This window comes from Wolbachia endosymbiont (group B) of Eucosma cana (genome assembly GCF_947250645.1).
Taxonomy (GTDB): Bacteria; Pseudomonadota; Alphaproteobacteria; order Rickettsiales; family Anaplasmataceae; genus Wolbachia.
Map to the genome: position 1 here is coordinate 196,442 of NZ_OX366334.1, position 23,072 is coordinate 219,513.

General features: G+C 33.7%; 10 protein-coding genes and 3 pseudogenes. 6 read left to right on the forward strand and 7 right to left on the reverse strand.

Annotated features, from left to right (window positions below; genetic code table 11):
• Positions 1-45: 45 nt before the first annotated feature.
• The 5 genes and pseudogenes from OOK99_RS00955 to OOK99_RS00975 all read left to right on the forward strand — a co-directional run.
• Positions 46-3,879: a TrbL/VirB6 family protein gene (locus tag OOK99_RS00955; RefSeq protein ID WP_264719904.1), complete on the forward strand. Its 3,834-nt coding sequence runs from the start codon at positions 46-48 to the stop codon at positions 3,877-3,879.
• Positions 3,863-4,492 carry a WD_0853 family protein gene (locus OOK99_RS00960; RefSeq protein ID WP_264719905.1) on the forward strand — a complete coding sequence of 210 codons (630 nt, stop codon included), beginning with the start codon at positions 3,863-3,865 and terminating at the stop codon, positions 4,490-4,492. Before OOK99_RS00955 ends, OOK99_RS00960 begins: the two co-directional genes overlap by 17 nt.
• 104 nt (positions 4,493-4,596) lie before the next feature.
• Positions 4,597-5,145 carry a 16S rRNA (guanine(966)-N(2))-methyltransferase RsmD gene (gene rsmD, locus OOK99_RS00965; protein WP_264720210.1) on the forward strand — a complete coding sequence of 183 codons (549 nt, stop codon included), beginning with the start codon at positions 4,597-4,599 and terminating at the stop codon, positions 5,143-5,145.
• A gap of 280 nt (positions 5,146-5,425) precedes the next feature.
• A protein-coding gene (locus tag OOK99_RS00970; RefSeq protein WP_214303219.1) for an IS3-like element ISWpi17 family transposase occupies positions 5,426-6,540 on the forward strand; the annotation gives its coding sequence in 2 pieces (ribosomal slippage) (positions 5,426-5,699 and positions 5,699-6,540; 1,116 coding nt in all).
• A 108-nt stretch (positions 6,541-6,648) separates the two neighbouring features.
• A pseudogene (locus OOK99_RS00975) lies at positions 6,649-7,095 on the forward strand (IS3-like element ISWpi17 family transposase); the annotation flags it as partial.
• Between the two features lie 107 nt (positions 7,096-7,202).
• On the opposite strand, the pseudogene OOK99_RS00980 reads toward OOK99_RS00975, so the two are convergent.
• The 4 genes and pseudogenes from OOK99_RS00980 to wmk all read right to left on the reverse strand — a co-directional run.
• Positions 7,203-7,406: pseudogene (locus tag OOK99_RS00980) on the reverse strand (helix-turn-helix domain-containing protein); the annotation flags it as partial.
• Between the two features lie 65 nt (positions 7,407-7,471).
• Positions 7,472-8,653, reverse strand: coding sequence for a hypothetical protein (locus OOK99_RS00985; protein ID WP_264719906.1), 1,182 nt, complete (start codon positions 8,651-8,653; stop codon positions 7,472-7,474).
• 107 nt (positions 8,654-8,760) lie between these two features.
• Positions 8,761-9,417 carry a JAB domain-containing protein gene (locus OOK99_RS00990; protein WP_264719907.1) on the reverse strand — a complete coding sequence of 219 codons (657 nt, stop codon included), beginning with the start codon at positions 9,415-9,417 and terminating at the stop codon, positions 8,761-8,763.
• A gap of 169 nt (positions 9,418-9,586) precedes the next feature.
• A pseudogene (wmk, locus tag OOK99_RS00995) lies at positions 9,587-10,497 on the reverse strand (WO male-killing family protein Wmk).
• An 89-nt stretch (positions 10,498-10,586) separates the two neighbouring features.
• Between wmk and OOK99_RS01000 the strand changes: the two are divergent.
• Complete coding sequence (locus OOK99_RS01000; RefSeq protein WP_264719908.1) at positions 10,587-11,540, forward strand: Rpn family recombination-promoting nuclease/putative transposase; 954 nt, start codon at positions 10,587-10,589, stop codon at positions 11,538-11,540.
• A gap of 337 nt (positions 11,541-11,877) precedes the next feature.
• On the opposite strand, the gene OOK99_RS01005 is transcribed toward OOK99_RS01000, so the two are convergent.
• The 3 genes from OOK99_RS01005 to OOK99_RS01015 are packed head-to-tail and all read right to left on the reverse strand — an operon-like array spanning position 11,878 to position 23,061.
• The gene (locus OOK99_RS01005) at positions 11,878-16,449 is read right to left on the reverse strand and encodes an ankyrin repeat domain-containing protein (protein ID WP_264719909.1); all 4,572 of its coding nucleotides are present in this window, start codon (positions 16,447-16,449) and stop codon (positions 11,878-11,880) included.
• Complete coding sequence (locus tag OOK99_RS01010; RefSeq protein ID WP_264719910.1) at positions 16,430-22,093, reverse strand: hypothetical protein; 5,664 nt, start codon at positions 22,091-22,093, stop codon at positions 16,430-16,432. The genes OOK99_RS01005 and OOK99_RS01010 overlap by 20 nt, the downstream gene beginning before the upstream one ends.
• A gap of 2 nt (positions 22,094-22,095) precedes the next feature.
• Positions 22,096-23,061, reverse strand: coding sequence for a hypothetical protein (locus tag OOK99_RS01015; protein ID WP_264719911.1), 966 nt, complete (start codon positions 23,059-23,061; stop codon positions 22,096-22,098).
• Between the last annotated feature and the right edge of the window lie 11 nt (positions 23,062-23,072).

Consider the following 23,072-nt stretch of genomic DNA (forward strand, 5'->3'; position numbering starts at 1 on the left):
AAGTAAGGTTTTAGAAATTTATTCTGTATTGGAAAAAGTTTAGGTATGCAATCACGCTTAGGCAAATGTTGGTTTAGGTTATTAATTTTGGTAATCTGTGTTCTGGTTACAGGTTGTAGTAAGAATGATATGCCTTTTCCAAGATGTATATCTGCTGATTATTTTGGTCCTGAACCCATTGCAATTGGTGCTCATTTTTCAAGAGATCATGATGCTTTTGTTCCAGAAGATAGAGAAATTATTGATCCTAATACTGGAGAAATTAATTATGGTTTTCACTCTAATCAAGTGGTGAAGTGGAAAGATACTGGATTTGAAACCAATGGAGATAGTTTAGTAGTACGAGTAAATGGTGCATGGACATCTTGGAGCAATAGTAATAAGAAGAAATCTCAAAGTAGTTATAGTTTGGAAAGTTTGGAGCAGTTAAAATATGCAACCAAATTTGAAAGAGGGGAAGGTGACAACAGTCTGCCTGACTTTCACTTGGTTTGTAATGATTATAAACCTAGCATACAAAAATTTTCAAGTAAGCCTAATGCAAGTTGCACTGTAAATTGCAAGTGCATTAATGAAGATGATAGCGCAAATACAGTATCACGTGGTGCTCCATGTTGGTTTACCAACGGTCATGGTGCTTATCTTTTGTTTAAAACGGGGAAAGGTGATCCTAACGAAAATCTAAAGTTAATGCGCGATCCTCAATATCCTACTGTACATCTAGGTTACAATTCCGTAGCGGAAGATGGAAGTGGGCTTTTTACTTTAGACAGAAATAACACCACATTACAGGACAGAAATTGTAATAAGGTGAGGTTAGAAAAAGGATGGAAAATATATGTAAAGATATTAGATAGATATTATCTAGATAATGCAGGTGGCTACTCTTTTGAATTTTTGAGCGGAGTGCAGAAACTAAGTAACTTTGGATTTTTTGATTACGTTTATAACTATCTAAAATGTGTATTATTGATTAACGAAAATTGTAAAAAGCATTTTGATAGCAATGATCCTGCAGCTGCACAGGCGATGTTCGAAAATATAGCTGAAAAAAGTACGAGCTTTCACAATTTTGTTCTTTCCTTGCTTGTTCTATTTATAGTGATTTCATCGCTTCTTTATCTTTTTGGCATGATACGAGAAACTAAGCATGATATGCTCATCAGAATGATGAAAATCACTCTAGTAATAGTGCTTATATCTCCTGGAAGTTTTAGATTTTTCTATGATCATTTTCTTGTTTTATTTGTTAAAGGTCTTGAACAATTGATAAGCATAATTACTAATTTTGCTCCCAACATGAACACCGGAGGTAATTCAAACGTTGCTCAAGGAAATGAAGCTAAATTGTTTAGCTTCATGGAGGATATGTTTAATAAGTTTTTTGCTTACTCTGTTTGGAGAAAGTTTGCAGCATTTTTACATTATCAAATGTGGGCAAGTCTCCTTATGATACCGGCAATTTTTATAGGGATTGTCTTATATTTCCTGCTGTGTATGTATGCTTACATAATATTCCTTTCTGGTTTTATGGGTATAGCTTTTCTTGTAGCTATAATGCCGCTATTCCTAATCTCTATTTTATTTTCACCACTGAAAAGTCTATTTGAGGGTTGGATAAAATTCTGTATTAGTTTCTGTTTGCAATCAATTATGATATTTACCCTGCTGTCATTACTTGCTGCGATGATAATGAATACCTTTTATAAACAGTTAGGCTTTACTGTGTGCTATAATAAATGGCTTGAAATAAAGTTATGTGCTCCAAAATGGGTATTTGGTGGTTTTTGTATAATTGATAAAGAATACTTTAGCTGGACTCCAGGGCAAATTTTTGTACCTTATGCTATTGGAGAGGCTTCTCCATTGAACGTAGATAAGAATATAGAAGGTATAGAAAAACTAAGCAGAATAGGTGGTACAGTAAAGTTTACTGGTGGCGCTGGATATATCCCTCTTCCACCAGATTACATTAATAAAGGTTTTCGTTATATAGATTATCCTTTCTTTAATCCAATTCCTGGAACTAAAGATAATCCAGCAGACCACTATATTGCGGAAAGTGATATGATAGTTAGTAATGGCTGTAGTGCAAAAGATCTAGTACGCTTAACAAATAGTTTATCTCATGCATCAGAGAGGGCTGACATTATATTACTGATCAACAATATAGAGAAAAGGATAGGTGATGTTAGTGAAATAATAAAACGCTACTGTCAAGATATAAATAAATGCAATAGTTATAGGGAAATAATTAATGAAATAAGATCTTTAGTGCGGAGTGCGGTAGAAAAACAAGGTTGTAGAATACTGAAACTTCATGATTTATATAAGGATCCCAACAGTGAATACTGTCAGAAATGTAAAGATTGTAAAGATTGTGAGGATTGCAAAAATTATCAAGAAAATAGTGATTACCAAAGGGTGCAAGACATACAGAGAGGTTATTTAATCAACGCAGGAGAGATCTTTGTATTGTTCTTGCTTTCGTTTTTGATGTTTTCTTTGAAGGAGTTTGTACAACAGATGGGCTCAAGCATTGCCGGTGGTGGGTTTGGTGTTTACAATATATCTAGTATGTATCAAGCATCACCTCTAACTGGTGTCACAGAGGGATTAAAGCAGCAGTGGCAGAACTTTGCTGGCGGAAAGTTAGAGTCTTTAGGTGATTGGGCTACTCATGTACCGGACAGATTAGCCGGAGGTGTAGCTCATGTACTTGGAAGAACTGGTGAATTTCTTGGTAAAGCAGCTCATTCATGTGGAAAAGGCAGTGAAATTTTAAAGGAAAAGGAATGGAGAATAGCCAGAGGTATAGGAGCAGTTCTTGGTGCAGCTGGAAAGGCATTAGATGTATCTAGCAAACCTATAGGAATAATTTCTAGTGCGGCTGGAAAGACATTAGACATGTCTCGCAAACTTGTTCATTCAGGAATTGAAGCAACAAAATTTGCAACATCGCCTGAAAATGACGTCGATAAGCTTGAGGAAAAAATCTACAGGGCGTTTGGAATTGATAAAGAAGATATTGCACATAGAAGAATTGATAAATATTTAGAATATTATAAAGGATATGTAGGATCACATTTGGGCTATACAATAGAAGATGCTATGAAGTTTACTTGGGAACATGGTCTCGACTCTATAGGAATTAACCCTGCTACAGGAGAAAAGGATGGTTACCAGCATAATCTACTCTATAGAGCAAAAACATATAGATGGGAATTTCTTGAGAAGCTTCATGATTACACTATCGGCCGTAAGAGAGAACCAGAAAAAGACAATCCTGATCAATCAAATAAGGTAGAACGAGAGTTAGGCACGGAACTAGTAAGAGATAACCATGATCAGCCACTAGAAGAAGGCGACCCTCTTCGACTACGAGGGGGAGGTCAGCCAGATAAGGTAGTACGAGAACTAAGCACAGAACAAGAAGACAAGCCTAATCAACTACAGCATGATCAGCCAACAGAAGAAGATAAGCCTGATCAATCAAATGAAGTGACACGAAATTTAGGCACGGAACCAGAAAATTTAAAAAACACTACAGAAGCTATAGAAAGACGTGCAGAAAGAGCTAGAAAAAAAGAAGAAAGAGATCAGAATGATGTTGATGATTTTGGGTCTGTTTTTGAAGGTATGGAAAAGCGTACTGAAAGAGAAGGAAGAAGAAAGCAAAATGAGGTTTACAGTCCTTTATCACTTTTTGAGATGAATACTCCAGAAGCGATAGAAAAACGTGCTGAGAGAGCTAGAAAAAAAGAAGAAAGAGATCAGGAAGACAAAAGTTATGATACCTCATCACTTTTTGGAGAAGACAGAGAACGTGAGGGTAGTGAAAGAGCTGATAGCAGAGGTGATAATGACGAGGAATCTTAATTTTAAAGGACTAAGTTATTATGGTCTTCAGCAAGACGAAGATGGTAATATCAAGTTAAACGATTACAATGATGTTTTAAATGCGCGCAGAGCGAGGGTAGATTTGTTACTAGATAGCACTAAGCAAGGTGATGTTAGTCTTTCAAAGCTAAATAAAGCTCTGAATGAGAGACTTATAGATGATAAAGGGCTATCGTCAGAATTTGACAAAGAAGACAAAGAAATTGCACAGAAGGAGCTTAAGATGTTCTCTATTTTAGGCGATCTTGATAATCTTGCAAACATTGAAAGTGAAGATCTATTAGAGGTTAGTTTGTTACTATCAGATCTTAGTTTTATAGAGAGAAATATTGTGTTGAATGCCGATCAGAGTTCTGATCTAATAGGGTTCAAAAGTCTATTTATAGAAAAAAAAGCATCTGGTGAGGAATATAGTGATGAAGAGTGTCACAATTTCCTCGATAGTATAGAGAAAATCAATACTTTAATTAAGTTAGAGTTAGAAAGTAGAATTGAAGGGATGGGTCATGATGAAAAAAACAACCATGATGATTTACAAGACGAGATTGGTCGTGCAATCAGTATAGAAAATAAATCAAAGAAAAGCGATTGATCTTGCGTTCCTCCACAAGCAACCTTCTTTCTATTAGACTGCTGAAGCTATGTTGACATTAAATGTGTATTATAAATAATTAGTTAACTTCGAACTTGTTTTATATGTTACGTGTTATTGCGGGTAAATATCGTGGAAGAAAAATAACTACAGGCAAGAATTTAGCTGCACGGCCCACTATGAGTAGTGTCCGAGAAGCAATATTTAGTATACTTTCTTCAAGAAAACCTATTTATAACCTAAATGTACTTGATTTATTCTGCGGAAGTGGCTCTTTTTCATTTGAAGCACTTTCTCGAGGTGCTAAACATGCATTCATGGTAGATTCAGATTATTACAATTTGCAACTGCCTAAAAAAACAGCAGAAGATTTTGGAATTACGAGCGATATCACGTTAATTTGTTGCAATGCTAACGGATTACCAAGACCTATTTCAAAGTGCGATATAGTTTTTATGGATCCACCTTATAATATCAATCTGTTTAACTCAACTTTAGACGAGTTAGCTCACTCAGGCTGGTTAAATGATAATGCGTTAATAATTCTAGAAATGAGGAAGAACGAAAATTTTGAGTGCAATAAAAACTTCAGTGTAATTTTGGAGCGTACCTACGGTATTGCAAAAATAATTTTTCTTTCTCTATCAACTTAAACTTGTATAGGCTTTTCATTGACGAGTTTCAGTTCTATTTTCATCAAATTTCTGGAGATACTACTTTTACGGTAGTCTCCTAGGTTAAAATTTTTATTAAATTCACCTTTCAACAAATATTCATGTGCTTCTTCAATAAACTATAATGCACCCCATAAACTAGACCAAAAAAAAATGGTTGATCCGAGTAGGAAGGTAAAGGGGTAAAAGTATAATGCACCCCATAAACTAGACCAAAAAAAAATGGTTGATCCGAGTAGGAAGGTAAAGGGGTAAAAGTATGGCAACAAAAAAATATGAACCAGAGTTAAAAGCAAAGATAGCTTTGGAAGCAATAAAAAATCAAAAAAGCACAGCTGAGATATGTAGTGAATATAAAATACCATCAACAAATCTATATGATTGGCGTGATAGAGTATTGGCAAGGTTAAAAGACCTATTTGTTGAAGAAAGTGAAAGTGCGAGAAAACAAAGAATCTTAGCGCAAGAAATAGAAAGTTTACATAAAGTAATAGGAGAATTGACAGTGGAAAATAGCTATTTGAAAAAAAAATTACTGAAATAAGCAAAAAAGATAGAGTAAGGTTTATAGAAAAAGATTCTGATCTGTCAATTAGGAAACAGGCTGATTTATTGGGGATTTGCAGATCTAGCCTATATTATAGGCCTATAATTAATAACGAAAGTGAAGTAGCAAATTTGATTCAAGAAGTATATTTGGCTTCTGATTGCCGTTATGGATATCGTAAAATTACTGCTGAAATCATAGCGAGTGGAGTAGTAGTCAATCACAAAAAAATCTTAAGAATTATGAAAAAAATGAAGATTAGTGGGCTGTATTGTAGAAAAAGATGTAATACAAGTATTAAAGAAAAAAAGCATAAAATATATCCTTATTTACTCAAAGATTTGATTATTTGTAGAGTTAATCAGGTATGGGCTACTGATATAACATATATTATGGTAGAAGGTAAGTTTATCTATTTTGTGGCAATAATGGACTTGTATAGTCGCTATATTATTGCTCATTCATTATCACCATATCTCGATGCTGGATTTTGCCTTTATACTCTCAAAGAAGCTCTAAAACAAGGTAAACCTGAGATTTTTAATAGTGATCAGGGGGTGCAGTTTACTAGCTACAACTTTATTATGGAATTAGAGCGTGCTAATATTAAAATCAGTATGGACCATAAAGGACGTTGCTTCGACAATATATTTGTTGAGCGCTTATGGAGAACTTTAAAGCAAGAAGCTATATATTATTATAGACCAAATAGTATCAGAGATTTAAATCTTATAATAAATGATTTTGTTGCTTGGTATAACTATAGAAGGCGACATCAGACTCTACATTATAAAGTTCCTGCTGATCTTTATTATCATAAACAGTAAATGAATATATTGATAAATACTTTAAATGTGTGTCGACGTATTTATCAACATATTCATTTTAAAAATCGGATCACTTTGAAAAAAATGGTCTAGACAAATGGGTGCATTATAACATATATTATGGTAGAAGGTAAGTTTATCTATTTTGTGGCAATAATGGACTTGTATAGTCGCTATATTATTGCTCATTCATTATCACCATATCTCGATGCTGGATTTTGCCTTTATACTCTCAAAGAAGCTCTAAAACAAGGTAAACCTGAGATTTTTAATAGTGATCAGGGGGTGCAGTTTACTAGCTACAACTTTATTATGGAATTAGAGCGTGCTAATATTAAAATCAGTATGGACCATAAAGGACGTTGCTTCGACAATATATTTGTTGAGCGCTTATGGAGAACTTTAAAGCAAGAAGCTATATATTATTATAGACCAAATAGTATCAGAGATTTAAATCTTATAATAAATGATTTTGTTGCTTGGTATAACTATAGAAGGCGACATCAGACTCTACATTATAAAGTTCCTGCTGATCTTTATTATCATAAACAGTAAATGAATATATTGATAAATACTTTAAATGTGTGTCGACGTATTTATCAACATATTCATTTTAAAAATCGGATCACTTTGAAAAAAATGGTCTAGACAAATGGGTGCATTATACTGATTGATAGTGCCTCAGCTATAGCATATAACCTTTCAATTGGAACTCTACGATTCCCTTTCTCATATTGCAGTATTACCCAATACTTTACACCAATTTTCTTAGCTAAATCCTTCTGAGTATACCCTCGCTCTAACCTCCAACTTTTTACTTTTTGCCCTACTTCATAGTCTAGACTTCTTTCCACGCAAAGAACCATATATAATATTTTCTACTATAGCTCAAAGGCTCCAGATATAATAGCCAGACTCTGGAACCTTTAAATTAAAGTGCCCTACAAGTTTTTTTACTATTTTCACGTACTTTGTCTGCCCATGAAGACAATACTTCATCATTGCTAATCTCTTTTATAGCATACTTTTCACTCCATATGCCACATCTAGTGAAATTACCTTTCTCTACTGCTTCTTGAAGTTTCACTCCTCCAAAAAGGCAGTTTTTTCCTATTTCTTCGCCTCTTTTTTGTAACTCAGCCCACATTTCCTTGTTTTCTACTCTGACTTGTACTTGATCATATTTTTTTACATCGTGGTACAATATAATATTTAGCTTACCAATGCTTGTAGGAAATTCTAACATGATAGAGCTGCCATCTGAAATATCGGTATAGTTTCTTATACCTCCCTTCTCACTTTTAACTTCAACTACATCATTACCAATTTTTAAGATATTACTTCCTAACTTTCTCGGTATTTTGGCTACCTCTACCTTACTATTCCCAGAAAATTCTATATACGATGTTGTATTATCTATCTCAACATCTATTAATTCTCCTTCTTGCACAGCATTTTCGCCAGCTTCCTCTAGCTCTTCTAGTTGCTTATCTATCTGTGGCTGAACTTCTGGCTGTAGCTCATTATAGATTTCACCTATTAGTTTATTCTGCAATAAAGTATCATGAAAATCTGCACCACTTAGCATTAATTTACGCATTATCTTTTTTCGATCAGTCTTATCAAATTTATGAAAATGTGTACCCAATACTACATACTCTGCAATGCTCCATTCCCCATCGTTATATGCATTTATTCTTGCTCCAGAGGCTAGTACTTGGTCTATAGTTTTGTGCAATTCATTTACGTTTTTTGCCTCTACCACTTCACTTTTAAACCAGCTCAACTTTTCGCTTTCGCTTATACTTGGCTTTATTTTTTGCAAAGCTGAAGCAAATGGATTTTTATCTTCTTGATCATTTAAAGGTTTTGTACCATATATGTAGTCGAGCCCTTTTCCGTAGTTGATTTGAACGTCTCTATCAGGGGAGGGCACTTCTCCAAGCTTTTTAGCCTTATTAATTTTGCTCACAAAGGTAGGCTGCTGGCTAGTACGACCAATACCTCTAATAGAATTTGATATTTCACCCTTCGATAATCTATCAAGATCAATGTTTAACTCGTAAGTACCTCCTTCTTGATCATCAAAAGGTACAATTATTTTATTACCCATATTATCCTCACTATTAAAAATACTTTTTAAGCGTACAATAAACTTTATTATTATACATTTTATTACTCATTATAAATTATAGTGAGTAGATTTGCAAATACTTTCTACTATAACAATCCGTTTTCTCGAAAGCTGAAATAGCCTCCACTTGTGATGATAATATGGTCAAACAATTTTACGCTTACAGTACTACATGCTGCTGCTAAGCTCTTCGTTACTTCTTGATCTTCTTCTGATGGTTCTAAGCGTCCCCCAGGATGGTTGTGTGACATTATTACTAATGTTGCATTCTTTATTAATGCTTTTCTTATAATTTCCTTTATGTACACTGGTGCTTTTTCCATTTCACCAATATAGGATTCTTCTCCGATTAGTTGGCGCCTTTTATTCAAGTACAGTATTTTTACACATTCCCTCTCTGCATGACCTATACTTACGTTCAAGTATTCTACTAGCCCTTGTAAGTCCATGATTGGTTCTCCCTTGAGCTTTTCTCTCAGTACCCTTTCTAGTGTTTCCTTAACGCACATAATCATTGCTACTGCAGAATCAGTTACTCCTTCTATGACTTTCAGGTCATCCATTTCTCGACCTAAAATCCTTCCTACTCCTGCATAAGTATTCACCAGATTTTTAGCAATTTCTTGAGCTTGTGGCCTTTCATGTACTGCACTTAAAAATGTTTCCATTATTTCACGATCAAGTAGTGCTTTGCCTTTGCTTTCTAATATTCTGAATTCGATTTCTTCTTTACTTTTATTCATATAATTTACCCTTCACTAACAACAAACTTTTTTTAGATATTTACTGCTGTTTTTTATCAGCATTGGCATAAAGCCATAGCTTTCGAGTGAAGTCAAATCAATTTCTCAATCTTTTTTACTTATTTTTTCATCTAAGAGTAAAGATATTAATAGATACTGATTTTTTATTTTAAATTTGTTGAATTTCGTCTAAAGAGATGCCTACTGTTTTTAAAATAATATTGATAGAAATTCCTTCCTTAACTAAATCCTTTGCAATTTTCATCTTTTCTGCTCTTTTCACTTTCTCTTCGCAAATTTGTATGCTTTCAAACAGAGATTTCATTAGTGCATGACGTAGTTCTTGGCTTTCAATTTTTTTGTATTCTTCAATTAAATTAGTACCACTTTATCATCTGCATCCTCTGTTAGTTCAAGTAGGTCCATGATATTAATCGATAACGCCTTTGCTATCTCATATAATCTTCCCAGTGGAACAGCAGTTCTTCCTTGTTCATAGTTGCTTATTTCATCACGTGTTGTACTCATTTTCTTTGCTAAATCCTTCTGAGTATATTCCCGCACTAGTCTCCATTCTTTTATCTTCTTTCCTATTTTGCAGTATATAGAACCTATTTTTTCTTCAACACATTCATCAGCAGAGAGGCCAATTGCTTGTGAAACAATATCAACAGAAATCCCTGCTTTAACCAGGCCCTTTGCAATTTTTACTTTCTCTGCTTTTTTACTACTTTTCTCACCAACTCGGGTAAATTTTGTTAGCAAGTAAAACACCTTGCGCAACTCTTGATCATTAATCGTTTTATATTTTCTTACTAGATTTAATATTTCCTCTCCCTTATCTTCAAAACAGATTTTTTCATTTGATACAGGAATAAGATCCGTAATATTAATTGATAACACCTTTGCTATAGCGCACAACTTTTCAATCGAAATTTTTCGTGTTCCTTTTTCATATTGTAGTACTATTTGATACGTTACGCCAATTTTTCCCGCTAAATCTTTTTGAGTATAACCTCGCTTTAACCTCCAGCTCCTTACTTTTTGCGCTATTTTGTACCTTATCGAGATATTTGTCATAGATATTATACAAGTTAACATAAATCAAAATTGTTGAACATTTCTTCAAAATTGTGTATAATTATTAATGTTTTCTAGGTTAACCCGTCATGGCTCTTTCGAAGTTTCTCGATCCAAAAAATGATATATCGTTCAAGCGCATCTTTGGCACTGAAAAAAACAAGGACATTCTTATTCACTTCCTTAATGATATCCTTGGCTTCACTGGCAAAAGTACAATAAAGGATATAGAGTTCTTAAGTACTATTCAAGACCCTGATATTGCTTCTAAAAAACAAAGCATTGTTGATGTTCTTTGTAGGGATGAAAATGGGCTGCAAGTCATAGTCGAAATGCAGGTCGCTAAAACTAAGGGCTTTGAAAAACGTGCCCAATATTACGCAGCTAAAGCTTACTCAAGACAAGCTAGTAAGGGTGATCAATATCATGACCTTAAGGAAATTATCTTTATTGCTATAGCAGATTGTATTTTATTTCCTGATAAGTCTGAGTACAAATCAAAGCATACTATTCGTGATGAAGATACTAATGAACATGATCTAAAAGATTTTTACTTTATATTTATTGAGTTACCTAAATTTACAAAAACCAAGGAAGATCAGCTTTCAAGTATAGTCGAGAAATGGATCTACTTCTTTAGATATGCAGACGAAACTAGTGAAGAAGAGCTAGAGAGAATAATAGGAAGTGATCTAATAATTAAAAGAGCTTATGAAGAACTAAATAGATTCAACTGGTCAGAAAAAGAATTTATTGCCTATGAACAAGAGATCAAACGTATTCGTGATGAACAGGCTGTCCTTGCTCAAAAACTCGATGATGCTAAACATGAAGGTAGACAAGAAGGTAGACAAGAAGGTAGACAAGAAGGTAGACAAGAAGGCATCCAAATCGGCCATCAAAAAGGTAGGGAAGAGGGAGAAAAACAAGCTAAAATAGCTGTGGCAAAAAACCTACTTAAAGCTGGTGTCTCTACTGATATCATATCACAAACTACAGGTTTTTCTCATTCTGAAATTTCACAACTCAAAGAAAAAACATAATATTCCTACTTATTCACTTCAACATTTATGAAAACCTTTCTTAAGTTAAACATACCCCATAATTAAGAGTCTAATGAACTGTCTAAAACAGCTATAAAGATAGCACACAGAATTATATAAATTACTATCATAACGTTACCCAAACTTCTACATCAAAGCTACGTGCTGTAAGCTCAATATGGAAAACACATCAAACATTTAGCATTTAATGTCTACTTCATCCATTTTAGTATTAGGATCATCAAACTTGCTACTGGTTTCCCTAATTATTTTGGCTACCCTCACTTTAAATTTTCCACTACTTGGCATATTATAGCTCCACCCCTTATATTATAACTTACCTATTGAGATTACCTCCAAGTCTGGTTACTCCTATCTCAGAAAGACAAGTTGATACTTCTGAATGGCTGTGAACTGAAGCATTACTTAAATAACTTTGAGGCTCTAAACTCATTTGCTTTGCACCATCAACTTCTAATGTACCATCTCTGTTGTGTAATATCTGCTCTATTGATTGATTTAGCAGACCCTTATTAAATTGAGCTATAAACTTGTCAAATTTCTTCAGACTTAATTTACCAGCTTCTTTACCAGGGCATGCTTTCTCTACATACGATTTTAAAATCCCTGAAATTTCATTAAATTTACCACTCATGACTTTCCTAGTAATCTCTTTCTGCATTTCCATATAATCAATATTTAACCGGTGCATTGATATGCCACTTTTTAATGCAGCTTGTTCTACTACTTTCTCAAATTTCTCTGTAATATTCAATGCATAGCCCTGCGCTTCCAGTAATGATACGTTCTGATCTGATGTAAAAATGTATTTTTGACCCGTAACCTTTCTAACAAGCACATCAAGTAACATTATCGTACCATTTACATCTATTGGCGCATCAACTTGTAAAATTGAACTTGTAGTACTTGATGTTTCCTCAGGTAAAACAGCTCTAAACCCACCTACAGAACTTTTCACCCAACTAAACAAATCATTTATCCATGAAGATGGTCTTGTGCTACTACTTGCTGCTATTCCAGGTTGATTACTTGAATCTACAGAAAGGAATTTATGTGATGAGTGATTATGATTGCGATTGTGATCCCCGTGGTGATGACGGCGTCTGCGTTGCACAGGTTTTTCTCCTTTTTCATTGAGTTTTTTCTCTAAATATTCTGCAATACTACTATCTCTAGCAATATCTAGCGGTGCCTTGCCGTAATCACCTCTAGCATCAAGATTAGCATGAGCATCGACAAGAACTTTTACTATATCAAGACTGTTGGTATCAGCAGCATAATGTAAAGGTGTCCAATTGTCTTTGTCTTCAGCGTTAACGTTTGCACCACGATTAAGAAGCAATTTGACCACATTTAGTCTTTCATTTAACACAGCTCCATGCAAAGGAGTTGCTTGATATTCCCCATTTTTAGTTTCAATATTAGCACCATTATCAAGAAGGAATTTTATTCTATCTAAATCACCGATTTCAGCAGCTGAATACAGTAGTGTACTGCCATCTTTGTCTTTGGTATCAATATTAGCACCTTGAGCAATAAGACCTCTAACTTTATTAAAATCACTATTTCCTATTGCGCTTAATAACTGTTTATCTAGGATTAATTGTGTTTGTTGTAAGTACTGTACAAGATTATTATGTCCCTTATCTCTAGCAATATCTAGTGGTGTGTTGCCACTACTATCTTTAGTACTAATATTAGCTCCATTATTTATAAGATGCTGCAATGTATCTAAATGACCACCCCAAGAAGCCAAGTGTAGTGGCGTCTCACCATTTTTATCAGCCCCATTAATACTTGCTCCTCTCATGAGAAAAAGTTGTATAACCTCTTCATCACTGCTCTCAGCAGTAGTGTATGTAGAACCTCTACCATATACATCTTGAATATCCTTGTGATTATTCATAACAGCAAAGTGAATAGGAGTCCTGCCAAGTATATCCTTAGCATTCACATTAGCTTCCTTATCAACTAAAAACTTAGCAATATCTGAATGACCTTTCAATGCAGCCCAGTGTAGTAATGTGCAGCCATATTTATCAGTCGCATTAACACTCACATCTTTACTAACAAGAAACTCTACTGTACCTAAATTACCACTCCAAGTATAATAAAACCCACCATGCGTTCTGTCGTCAATATCTTTCGCAATAAGATCACTAATTGTCTTTAGATCTTTTTCATTTTTTACAGTAAGTAACAATTCTTTATCTAAGTGTGCTTGCATAAAAACTTGCCTCATTGTATCAGAATTAGTATAACGTTCCTCATCTTCAGGAGTTCTACCACTGTTATCTTTAACATCAATATCAGCACCTTTACTTATAAGATACTTCACCATACCTAAATGATGAACAGAACATGAAGCATAATGTAGAGGGGTTTTACCATCTTTATCTTTAGCATTAACGTTAGCACCTCGATTTACAAGGCCTTGAACTTCATTAAAATCACTATCTTTTACTGCAGCCAGTAATTGCTCATTTAATTGAGCTTGTTTTAAGTATTTTACGATGCTATCATGCTTTCGGTCGATGGCGATATCTAGCGGTGTCTTACCATCCTTATCTTTAGCTTTGATATCTGCTCCCTTACTTGCAAGATACCCCACTACATCCAGATGGCCGCCACCAGAAGCCATGTGCAATGCTGTCTGCCCATCACTATCTTTTAGATTAACATCAACTTCCCCTTCATCTACAAAATACTTTACCACATCTAGCTTACCATTGTAAGCAGCATAGTGCAGGGGAACTCTACCGCCATTATCTTTAATTTCTAAGCTATTTTTTGCATCTGCTACAAAATATTTTACTATATCCAGATTACCACCATAAGCAGCAGAATGCATAACAGTCATCCCATTACTATACTTAGCATTCAAGCTAGCCCCTTGACTTACAAGATCTCTAACTTCATCAAAATTACCATATTGTGCTGCAATAAGTAATTCTTGATTTAGCTGCACTTGTTTTAAATAGTCTACAACATCGCTGCGCTCTTGATGAGTAGCAATATCTAGTAATGTTTTACCACCTTTGTCTTGAGTATAAACGTCAGCTCCCTTTTCTACAAGGTACTTTACTACACCCAAGTGACCATTCCAAGAAGCACAGTATAGTGGTGTTCGACCATATCTATCAACATCATCGATGCTCATTCCCTTGCTGAGAAAAAATTCTATAATGTTTGTATTATTATTTTCAGCAGCAACATGTATAGGTTTCCTGCCAAAAATGTTCTCAACGTTAATATTAGCACCCTTTTCTATTAAAAAGTTAGCGACTTCTAAGTAGCCTCTCCATGCAGCAAAATGTAGCGGTGTCCAACCATTATTATCAGACTCATTAATATCAACGCCTTTCCCAATAAGGTACTTTAGTATATCCAAATTACCACTATAAGAAGCATCACATATAGAGGGGCGACAACGATGATCTTTACCCTCTAAACTAACGCCATTTTCAACAAGGTATTTAAATATACCAAAGTGACCTTTTAATACAGCATTGCGTGCAGGGGTATTACCATCTCTGTCTTCAGTATTAACATTAGCTCCTCGATTGACAGAATCTCTTACTTTGCTCATATCTCCAACTTTTACAGCATCTAGCAATTCTTGATCTAATTCTCCCTTAGCATTACTAACAATATCTCTAACTTTTCTTACATTAGACCCACAATCTTCTATCTTCCATACACCTTGCATAACCTTGCCCCCTGGAATCCAAGTAAATACTCTTCTCCTATCTTTGTCATATTTAGCATAATCAGCAGCATACAAATACTCATTATGCTTAACATTCCTTATATTACATTTATCACCGTTAGGCTCAATCTTCCACACACCTTGTGTAACCTGTTCACCTGGAATCCAAGTAAATGCCATTCGTCTATCATTATCATAATTAAAATAGTTACTAGCAGCATACAAAGTTTCATTAAATGCAACATTCACTATATAAAAGTTGTCACCATCAGGTTTAATATTCCACCTAAACTTATCATTTTTTTCATTCTTTGGAGTCCAAGTAAATGCCATTCGTCTGTCGGTATCATAATTGAAACATTTGTTAGCAGCATATAAATATTCACCTTGATAAATATTCTTAATACATACTTTCGATGAAAATACTGCATTCCTTACTGATTCTGGCAATCTGCTTTTTAGTTTCTCAAGGTTAGATCTTTCTTCTTGATGAACATCAGGATAGTTCTTCATCTCGATTGCTTCTTTAACATAGTAAGCTAACTTAAATACTGCACTATTATTTAAATCATTATTTCTTTGCATTGCGTTAAATACAGCCACATAACCCAATATACGCTGACTAACATCATTATGGCTTTCTACACAACTTAATATTTTTTTCGTATCTACTTTCCTATATACGTCATTTATAACTCCCTTAATTGTATTATTAAACAACCTTTGATCGAAATTATAAATGTCATTAGCAAGTGTATTAACCGAACCATAACGATCATGTAACATACCATCCTTTAGCTTCTCTTTTACTACATTTTTTATTGAATATTTTAACTTTTCTACAAAAAACTCTGCCCATCTTTTTACGTTAGGCACGGTTTCTGCTTGATTAATAATCTCCTTCTTTAAAACCTTAACCGTTTCCATCATCTTATATGGATCGTTGTTTCTATCCTCAATACTTGTTGCATCCTTACTAAGGAAGAATTTGACCACATCTAAATTACCATTGCAACCAGCTATACGAAGAGGTGTTCTACTATCTTTATCTTCAGCTTTAGCTTTAATATCATAACCTTTATCGATAAGGAACTCAGCTATATTTAATTTACCCTCCTGAGCAGCTAAGTGCAGAGGAAGGGCGTCCTTATTTTCAACACTAAAATTCCTTTCTATCAAAAAGAACTTTTACTACATCCAACCTACCTCCTTGAATAGCCATATTTAAAGGTGTTAATTCATGCTCATTTCCAATATCTATACTTTTAATCTTTTTTATCAAATCCTCAGCTTTACTATTATTTCTTTGCAATGTTGCATTAAATACCTGCTCTTTTAATAAATCTACTTTTTCCTTATAAAAATCCTCTATAATATCTTCTGAATTACAAGTAGAGACTATGCATTTCAAATTAGAAACCATCGTATCATTAAAAGCAAACATCATTTCTCTTGCTGGTTGATAACTATTCCAATTTTCTACTTTCGCTAAGGTATTATTCTTATGTGATAACACTAAACTATCATCAGTAATCTCGGTATCAAAATCCAATATAGACTTATCTCTAAAATCAACCAAACCAATATCATTCTTATCGATAGGTTGATTATGATAAATTTGTAACCCTTGTTCCTCTGGTTGATAGTATCTGAAAGAGTCCGGGTTCATTTCTACGTGCTCAAGCCCTAAGTTTGTACTATCAATTTTATAAAGCTCATTGTTCATTTGTAACACAATTTGTTGATTCTCTGGATTTTGAAAATAATCAACTAAACCAATGGATAAAGACCATTTAGTACCTACACTATCAAATATTGTAATATCTTGTATCTTTAAACTATCCTCTGTAAGGTCAGAGATTGATTTGCCATAACATTCATTTATATAATCCCTTTTACCTTCTTCTATGCTTATACCATCAACATCTGTTACACTTAACTCAGCAAAATCAATGATACTATAGGGTATATTTTGATAAGACACCACTTTGTTTTTTATTTTTAAATTGAGCCTTATTGGCGACAATGAAGTTTTGCTATTTAATGTATCTGGTAGTTTGATAATATACTGGTGTTGCCCTTTCTCTCCTTCTATTGTAATGTCCTGATAGTAATTACACAGCATCAGATAGTCATCATAACCATAGTTCCGTCCACCATTAAGGTATTTCTGATAACTACTTGTAACGTCAGAGCTACTATAGCTAAAATCAACAATGACTTGACCTGAGTACATGCCAGCAATTATCACTTTTTCACTAGGTACTCCCATGTGGTTTTTAATAACTTCTACTTGAGATACTGGTATGTCAAAATTATTGTTATTGACAATATCTTTTGCAATTTGGTAAGTATCAAGTAGTTGTTGGTCTAGAATACTTGCTTGTATAAATGCTTTTAACTTTTTTGCACTATTTTGTATTACTTCTCTACTAATATCACTTCCTGAACTTTTCAGCTCTTGATATCTAATATCTTCTATTGTATCAGACAAAGACTTATCTTGTATTGCAACAGACTCTGTTATTCCATTGCTATTTACTTGAATTACTAGATTTTTAAAATCATTGATTTTAGTACTTGAAACAATACTTTGTGTATTATTAGCTAAAACATCTAAGCTATAGCCGACCTTTTCTATATCTTCACTTATTCCCCACTGTGTGATATTAGCAACTTGAACCTTTATTATGTCAATATTTCCTTTTATTTTTCCTGTACTGCCCAAATCACTTACTATCTTAGCATTATCACTATCTTCATTAACAACAAATATTGTTTGTTTTAATCCCCTGTTATGCACATTTTCTTTGTTAACTACTCTAACTTCATAATCTTTGTCTGTGCAGTTAAATGAATTCTGCCAGACTTCTGCATTTTTTACATTAATCAATCTTGTTTTACAGTGAGTAGTAATATTTTGCTTGCTGTCAGAATTAGACACATAGTTATATGTGTTAACCAATCTCATGTTATTACTATTACCATAACGTATAGTTCTACCATGCAAATTTGCAACGACATTATTAGCCTTAACATTCATTACTAGAGTATTTTCTTTTCCTGGTCCACCTTCAAGAGTACCAGACGTATAGTCATTAATAATAAAAATAGTTTCATTATTTTTTGAGCCAACATAACGTATATTACTACCCTCTGGAATATGCATTACTGCTGGATAATTTGCTGCTGCTGTTAACGTTCTTGGTCCTGAAATATATAATACTGATCCTCTAGGAAATGTTTGCTTTTTTGTATTACTATGCTCTTTTCTTGTTGGATTAGTAAAGATAAAAGGTTCGCCTGAGAGAGTAAAGCTCTCTTGACAATTTCTATAAATTTTGCCACTGTTACATGGAGCGAACGCATCGTCACCTGTGTGCTTTGTATTGATTGTTTTGCTGCATTGAGATTTTTGTATCGGATTTGTTAATGGTGCATCTACAATTCTTAAGCCAAGATTTTCATACTCGTATTTTGTTAGATGAGGGATATGTTTTGCATCCGTATTAACAACATAAACTTTCTTTTCTTCAATCTCTTGATAGCATTGAGGACTATTCTTTATACCACAGATAAACCTTTCCCAACCTTCACTCATAACCAAAGTATAAGGTGTCATAGTCAATATCTTAGAGATATCAATAGAAGACAAATCTCTTTTTACACTAGAGGCTATATTGATCTTGTCAAAAGAGATATCTTTATATTTTTTTTCTAAATCACATGTCCACTTCATCTGCGTCGCACACTCAGGACCATACGGTGATGGCATAATACATATAGCCTGTGCACCCATATTTTTAATCACCTCACTATATTTCTCTTCAATGGAGATTACGTATTGTACAACCGCATCTATGTCATAATTGTCATTTAACAGTTTAATAGCTGCTTCTTTTACGTAAGTTAAATAACCTTTTATTCTAATTGTGTCTTCATATTCTTTTTCTACATCTCTTCCTGTAAAAAACTTGATTACCCCTGCAAAAAATACTTCCGCTTGTTCACCACCAGGTAATAGAGGTACTTGTTCTGCTATTGCTTTTGTATACTCTATTCTCTCATGAACTTCTACACCAATTGTTATTAATACATCAGCAACCATAGTAACTACTGCTACCCTACCTAAAACTTTACCTGCAGCAGATAACCCTCTTAAAATCTTAGTAGTAGCACTTACACTTTTTACTGTAAAGCTAACACTTGCACTTATAGGCCTTATGCTCATACTTGCTAGTTTTACACCACTACTAGCTGTCCAATAATAATTTAATGGATGATGATTACCTTGAGCTATTTCATTTATACTATACCCAAATTGATAAGCAATAGTTGCAAATGTAATACTTTGAACTATGGGGTTACTGATAATCTTAACAAACGTTTGACGTACAGGTTGTGGTACTTTACTAATCAATTTTCCTACTTTACTATTAGAAGAAATACTTACACTCGTCCTAACATCATCCATAGCATCTAGTATACCATTGATACCAAATACTTGCTTTAAAGCATTATTATCATGTCGTCCAAGTGTTGCTGTATCACCTATACTATCAAGCAAGTCATATATAGCCATCATGGAAAAAAACTTTCCACCTTTTGCTCCTTTTATTTTCGCTGAATCAAATTTATCACGATCAAATGCAATTCCTTTTTCTTGAAGGCTGCTTTCTACATTACTAATATAATCTGCAAAAACTTTTTCACCAAGATCATCAAAATGATTTTTAAACGTATCAAAAGTATCTTCCCTAACACCTTTTGCTAGCAAGTTCTGTTTAATTTCCTCTACAATATTAGAGTAATCTTGATTAGTTTGAACATCACCTATATCTTCAATGTATTTTTTATTCTCTAACAACTGCTTATCATTTGATAGTTGATGTAATTTATTATGAATTTTCTCTCTTTCTGCATCTGTAGTAAAATTTTTAATTATATCATCGAATTTTACTTCATAGCCATCGATGCTTAAATAATACTCAATATTTTGTCCTTTTATTTTTTCTTTTATAACGCGATCCTTATCTCTGCCTACTTTTACTAAGATCTCAATACCATCACTATAATCATCTACAAAATATCTTTCTGCATTCTTCATTTCTATAATATCACCTATTATCAATTTTTTATCATTACCATTGTTATCTTTTACTTTTACATCAGTCCTATCAGCATTGCCTATCATATCAAACACTTGCTCACGACCTATATCTACAATTTCATTAGTTAAATCCTTAGCATTATCAATATCAAATAGCTCTTTAACACGTTGCTTTTTTTCTTCCTTTGTAACCTTTTCTTCATCACGTGAATCTATGCATGGTATACCTATATCACGTCTTTTTCTTGTTGCACATTGGCTAAAACTAAAAATGGAGCTATGAACTACCTTAACAGGAGTAAATTCATCTTTACTTACTAAAATAAGAGAATTTGTATTACTCGCCCCTTTGTCAAAAATAACACCCATAAAAGCAACTTTGTTGCCATCTGTAAGCGTTTTATAAGTAACACCTTTTGTATACTCTTTAGTTATTTGATTATTTGCTTCTGTTATTAATGCATCAGCTGTCTTACCTTCCCTTGGTCCTTTAACCTCCAATCCTACCGGATCATACTCTTTAGCACTGCTGGCTTGGTTTGCAAACTTAATACCATGAACTAGCATATCAATGCGTTTTCCCCTACCTGTTTGAAACTCTGTTAATATTAACGCTCTATCTTCTTGTTGTGGTTCTCCTAGCTTGATATCACTATAATGGTCAAATGCTCCATGCAATACTGCCTGAGTATGTGCTTCTTTTTCTATTAAACCTTTAAGAGGTAATATTGCCTCGCCTACTTTGCCAAATAACTTCTTGTACTTACCTATTGATGAAGATTGATCTTGTAAAGAAGCAAGCTGAGATACTAGTACTTCATCAAATGTTTTCTTAAAATCCTTAGGATAAGGAATATCTTTAAAATTACCTTCAAATTTATTAGTTTCTCTTCTATTATACTGCTCTAGGGAAACGGATTCTCCCACTTCCACGCTAAAATACTCTTTAAATTTTGATTTTTTCTTAATGTTAAAATTAAGATTTAGTTCAACTATTTTTCTTTCTCCTATTTCTTGCTGAAGTCGATCAAGAGGAATTCCCTTGTTCATCACATTAGCTCTTCCATCTGTTTCAATAATATTCATTACACAAACTGATTTTTGAGCATTGCTTGGAATAAATACCATTGTTACAGCTCCATGGCTTTGATCCAAGTGAGATGGTTGACCGGCACCTTGCCCTTTACTTTTCTGATCTTTAAGACGTTGAGATTTAGGTTCAGGTTGAGCTTCGGTAGGTATATTTTCACCGTAAATAAAAACATGCTTTTCAAAATTGCTATTTAAAACCTTAACTTCATTTAACAATAATGATTGTCCTAGCAAAAACCTGCTAAAATAATGATTATCTCCCTTTTCTCCTGTACCAGGAAATGTATGATAAATACGCTCTATATTATTTTGAATTCGCTCTTTCAACTCTCCTTTATCAATTTTACGATTATTGTGCTCATTAATAGATACCAATACCTCATCAAAAAGAGGAGTAATTTCTTGATCACGTGATTTAGCAACAATATTCGAAACAGGAGATGGATGATCAAGGTTTACACCAACGCATAGCATGTCATTTGCAGTAGTTAAAATTCTCATTACATTCGGTTGAAAACCTTTCGTGTAATCCTCAGCTTGCTTTAAAGCAGCTGCTGGTGTAGTTTTACTCTTTTCTCCTATTTTACCTTCTTTTAACTCTGCTTTAGTAGCAGCCTTCATCTCTATAATAATAGGATAGCATTTAATGATCTATCCTTACCACGAGGTACCAGAACAATATCAGCATAACCCCTTCCTGCAAATTGCTCTAGATAAACTCTAAGATTATGTCTATAGCGAAAATTTACAAGAACACCTGCTACAAACCCATGATGCGCTGCTTCTCGTGTTCCTTGAGCATAGGTAAGTGAATTCTTATATTCAGAGTGAATTTTACTAACTTTTTTTAGAATATTTTCAACAGGTTCTTTCACTTTTTTTACATCAGGATTAGTCAGCTTCGCTATATCACTTTCTGGATTACTCCACAACCCTCCTCTTACCTCATGAAAACCTTTGCTAACAGCAGAATTAAGTACTCTCGTATCTATTACTTCGACATTAATACCCTCTTTGTTAATATTATTTCTGGAAATATGTATTAACCTAAAGTCCATTTCTAATACAGAATCTATCGGACCTTTAAATGCATCTTTTATATCTTGAGCTTCAGCTTGTATACTTTTGCCTTTAGGTGGAGTAAGACATTTCTTCAATATCTCTACCAGATCACCTGAAGTAAACTTACAGTTTTTATTATCAGAGTTATGCTCTGAAATAGAAATTAATTTTACATGCTTTTTAACGTCTTCATAAGATTGTATTTTATCATTACTAATAACAGCTACTTTTAATGTACCTGAATCAAATCTAAAATACATTTTTTTAATCTTCAGACTTTTCGCAATTTCTGTATCTATCAAAGTAGAAAAACTTCCTAAAAAGAAATGAGGAAAAAATCCTTCTTTACCTACTGAATGTAAATATGATGGAATTTGATCGATATATGACTGAAACCTTGCTTTGAAAGATTCAAAATCACTTCCTTGTTGAGTTGAAGTACTTGGGCTAGCTCCTGCATTTGAACCTGCTTCTCGAATTAATAGTTCTATTAACTCAAAATCTTGTGTTCTTTCTTCGTTCGGCATAAAACTCCCTG

Bases quoted from the DNA above. Each gene is read 5' to 3' on its own strand.
- OOK99_RS00960 (WP_264719905.1), top strand. From the start codon at position 3,863: ATGACGAGGAATCTTAATTTTAAAGGACTAAGTTATTATGGTCTTCAG.
- OOK99_RS01015 (WP_264719911.1), bottom strand. From the start codon at position 23,061: ATGCCGAACGAAGAAAGAACACAAGATTTTGAGTTAATAGAACTATTA.
- OOK99_RS00990 (WP_264719907.1), bottom strand. From the start codon at position 9,417: ATGAATAAAAGTAAAGAAGAAATCGAATTCAGAATATTAGAAAGCAAA.
- OOK99_RS00985 (WP_264719906.1), bottom strand. From the start codon at position 8,653: ATGGGTAATAAAATAATTGTACCTTTTGATGATCAAGAAGGAGGTACT.
- OOK99_RS01000 (WP_264719908.1), top strand. From the start codon at position 10,587: ATGGCTCTTTCGAAGTTTCTCGATCCAAAAAATGATATATCGTTCAAG.
- OOK99_RS01010 (WP_264719910.1), bottom strand. From the start codon at position 22,093: ATGAAGGCTGCTACTAAAGCAGAGTTAAAAGAAGGTAAAATAGGAGAA.
- OOK99_RS00955 (WP_264719904.1), top strand. From the start codon at position 46: ATGCAATCACGCTTAGGCAAATGTTGGTTTAGGTTATTAATTTTGGTA.
- rsmD (WP_264720210.1), top strand. From the start codon at position 4,597: ATGTTACGTGTTATTGCGGGTAAATATCGTGGAAGAAAAATAACTACA.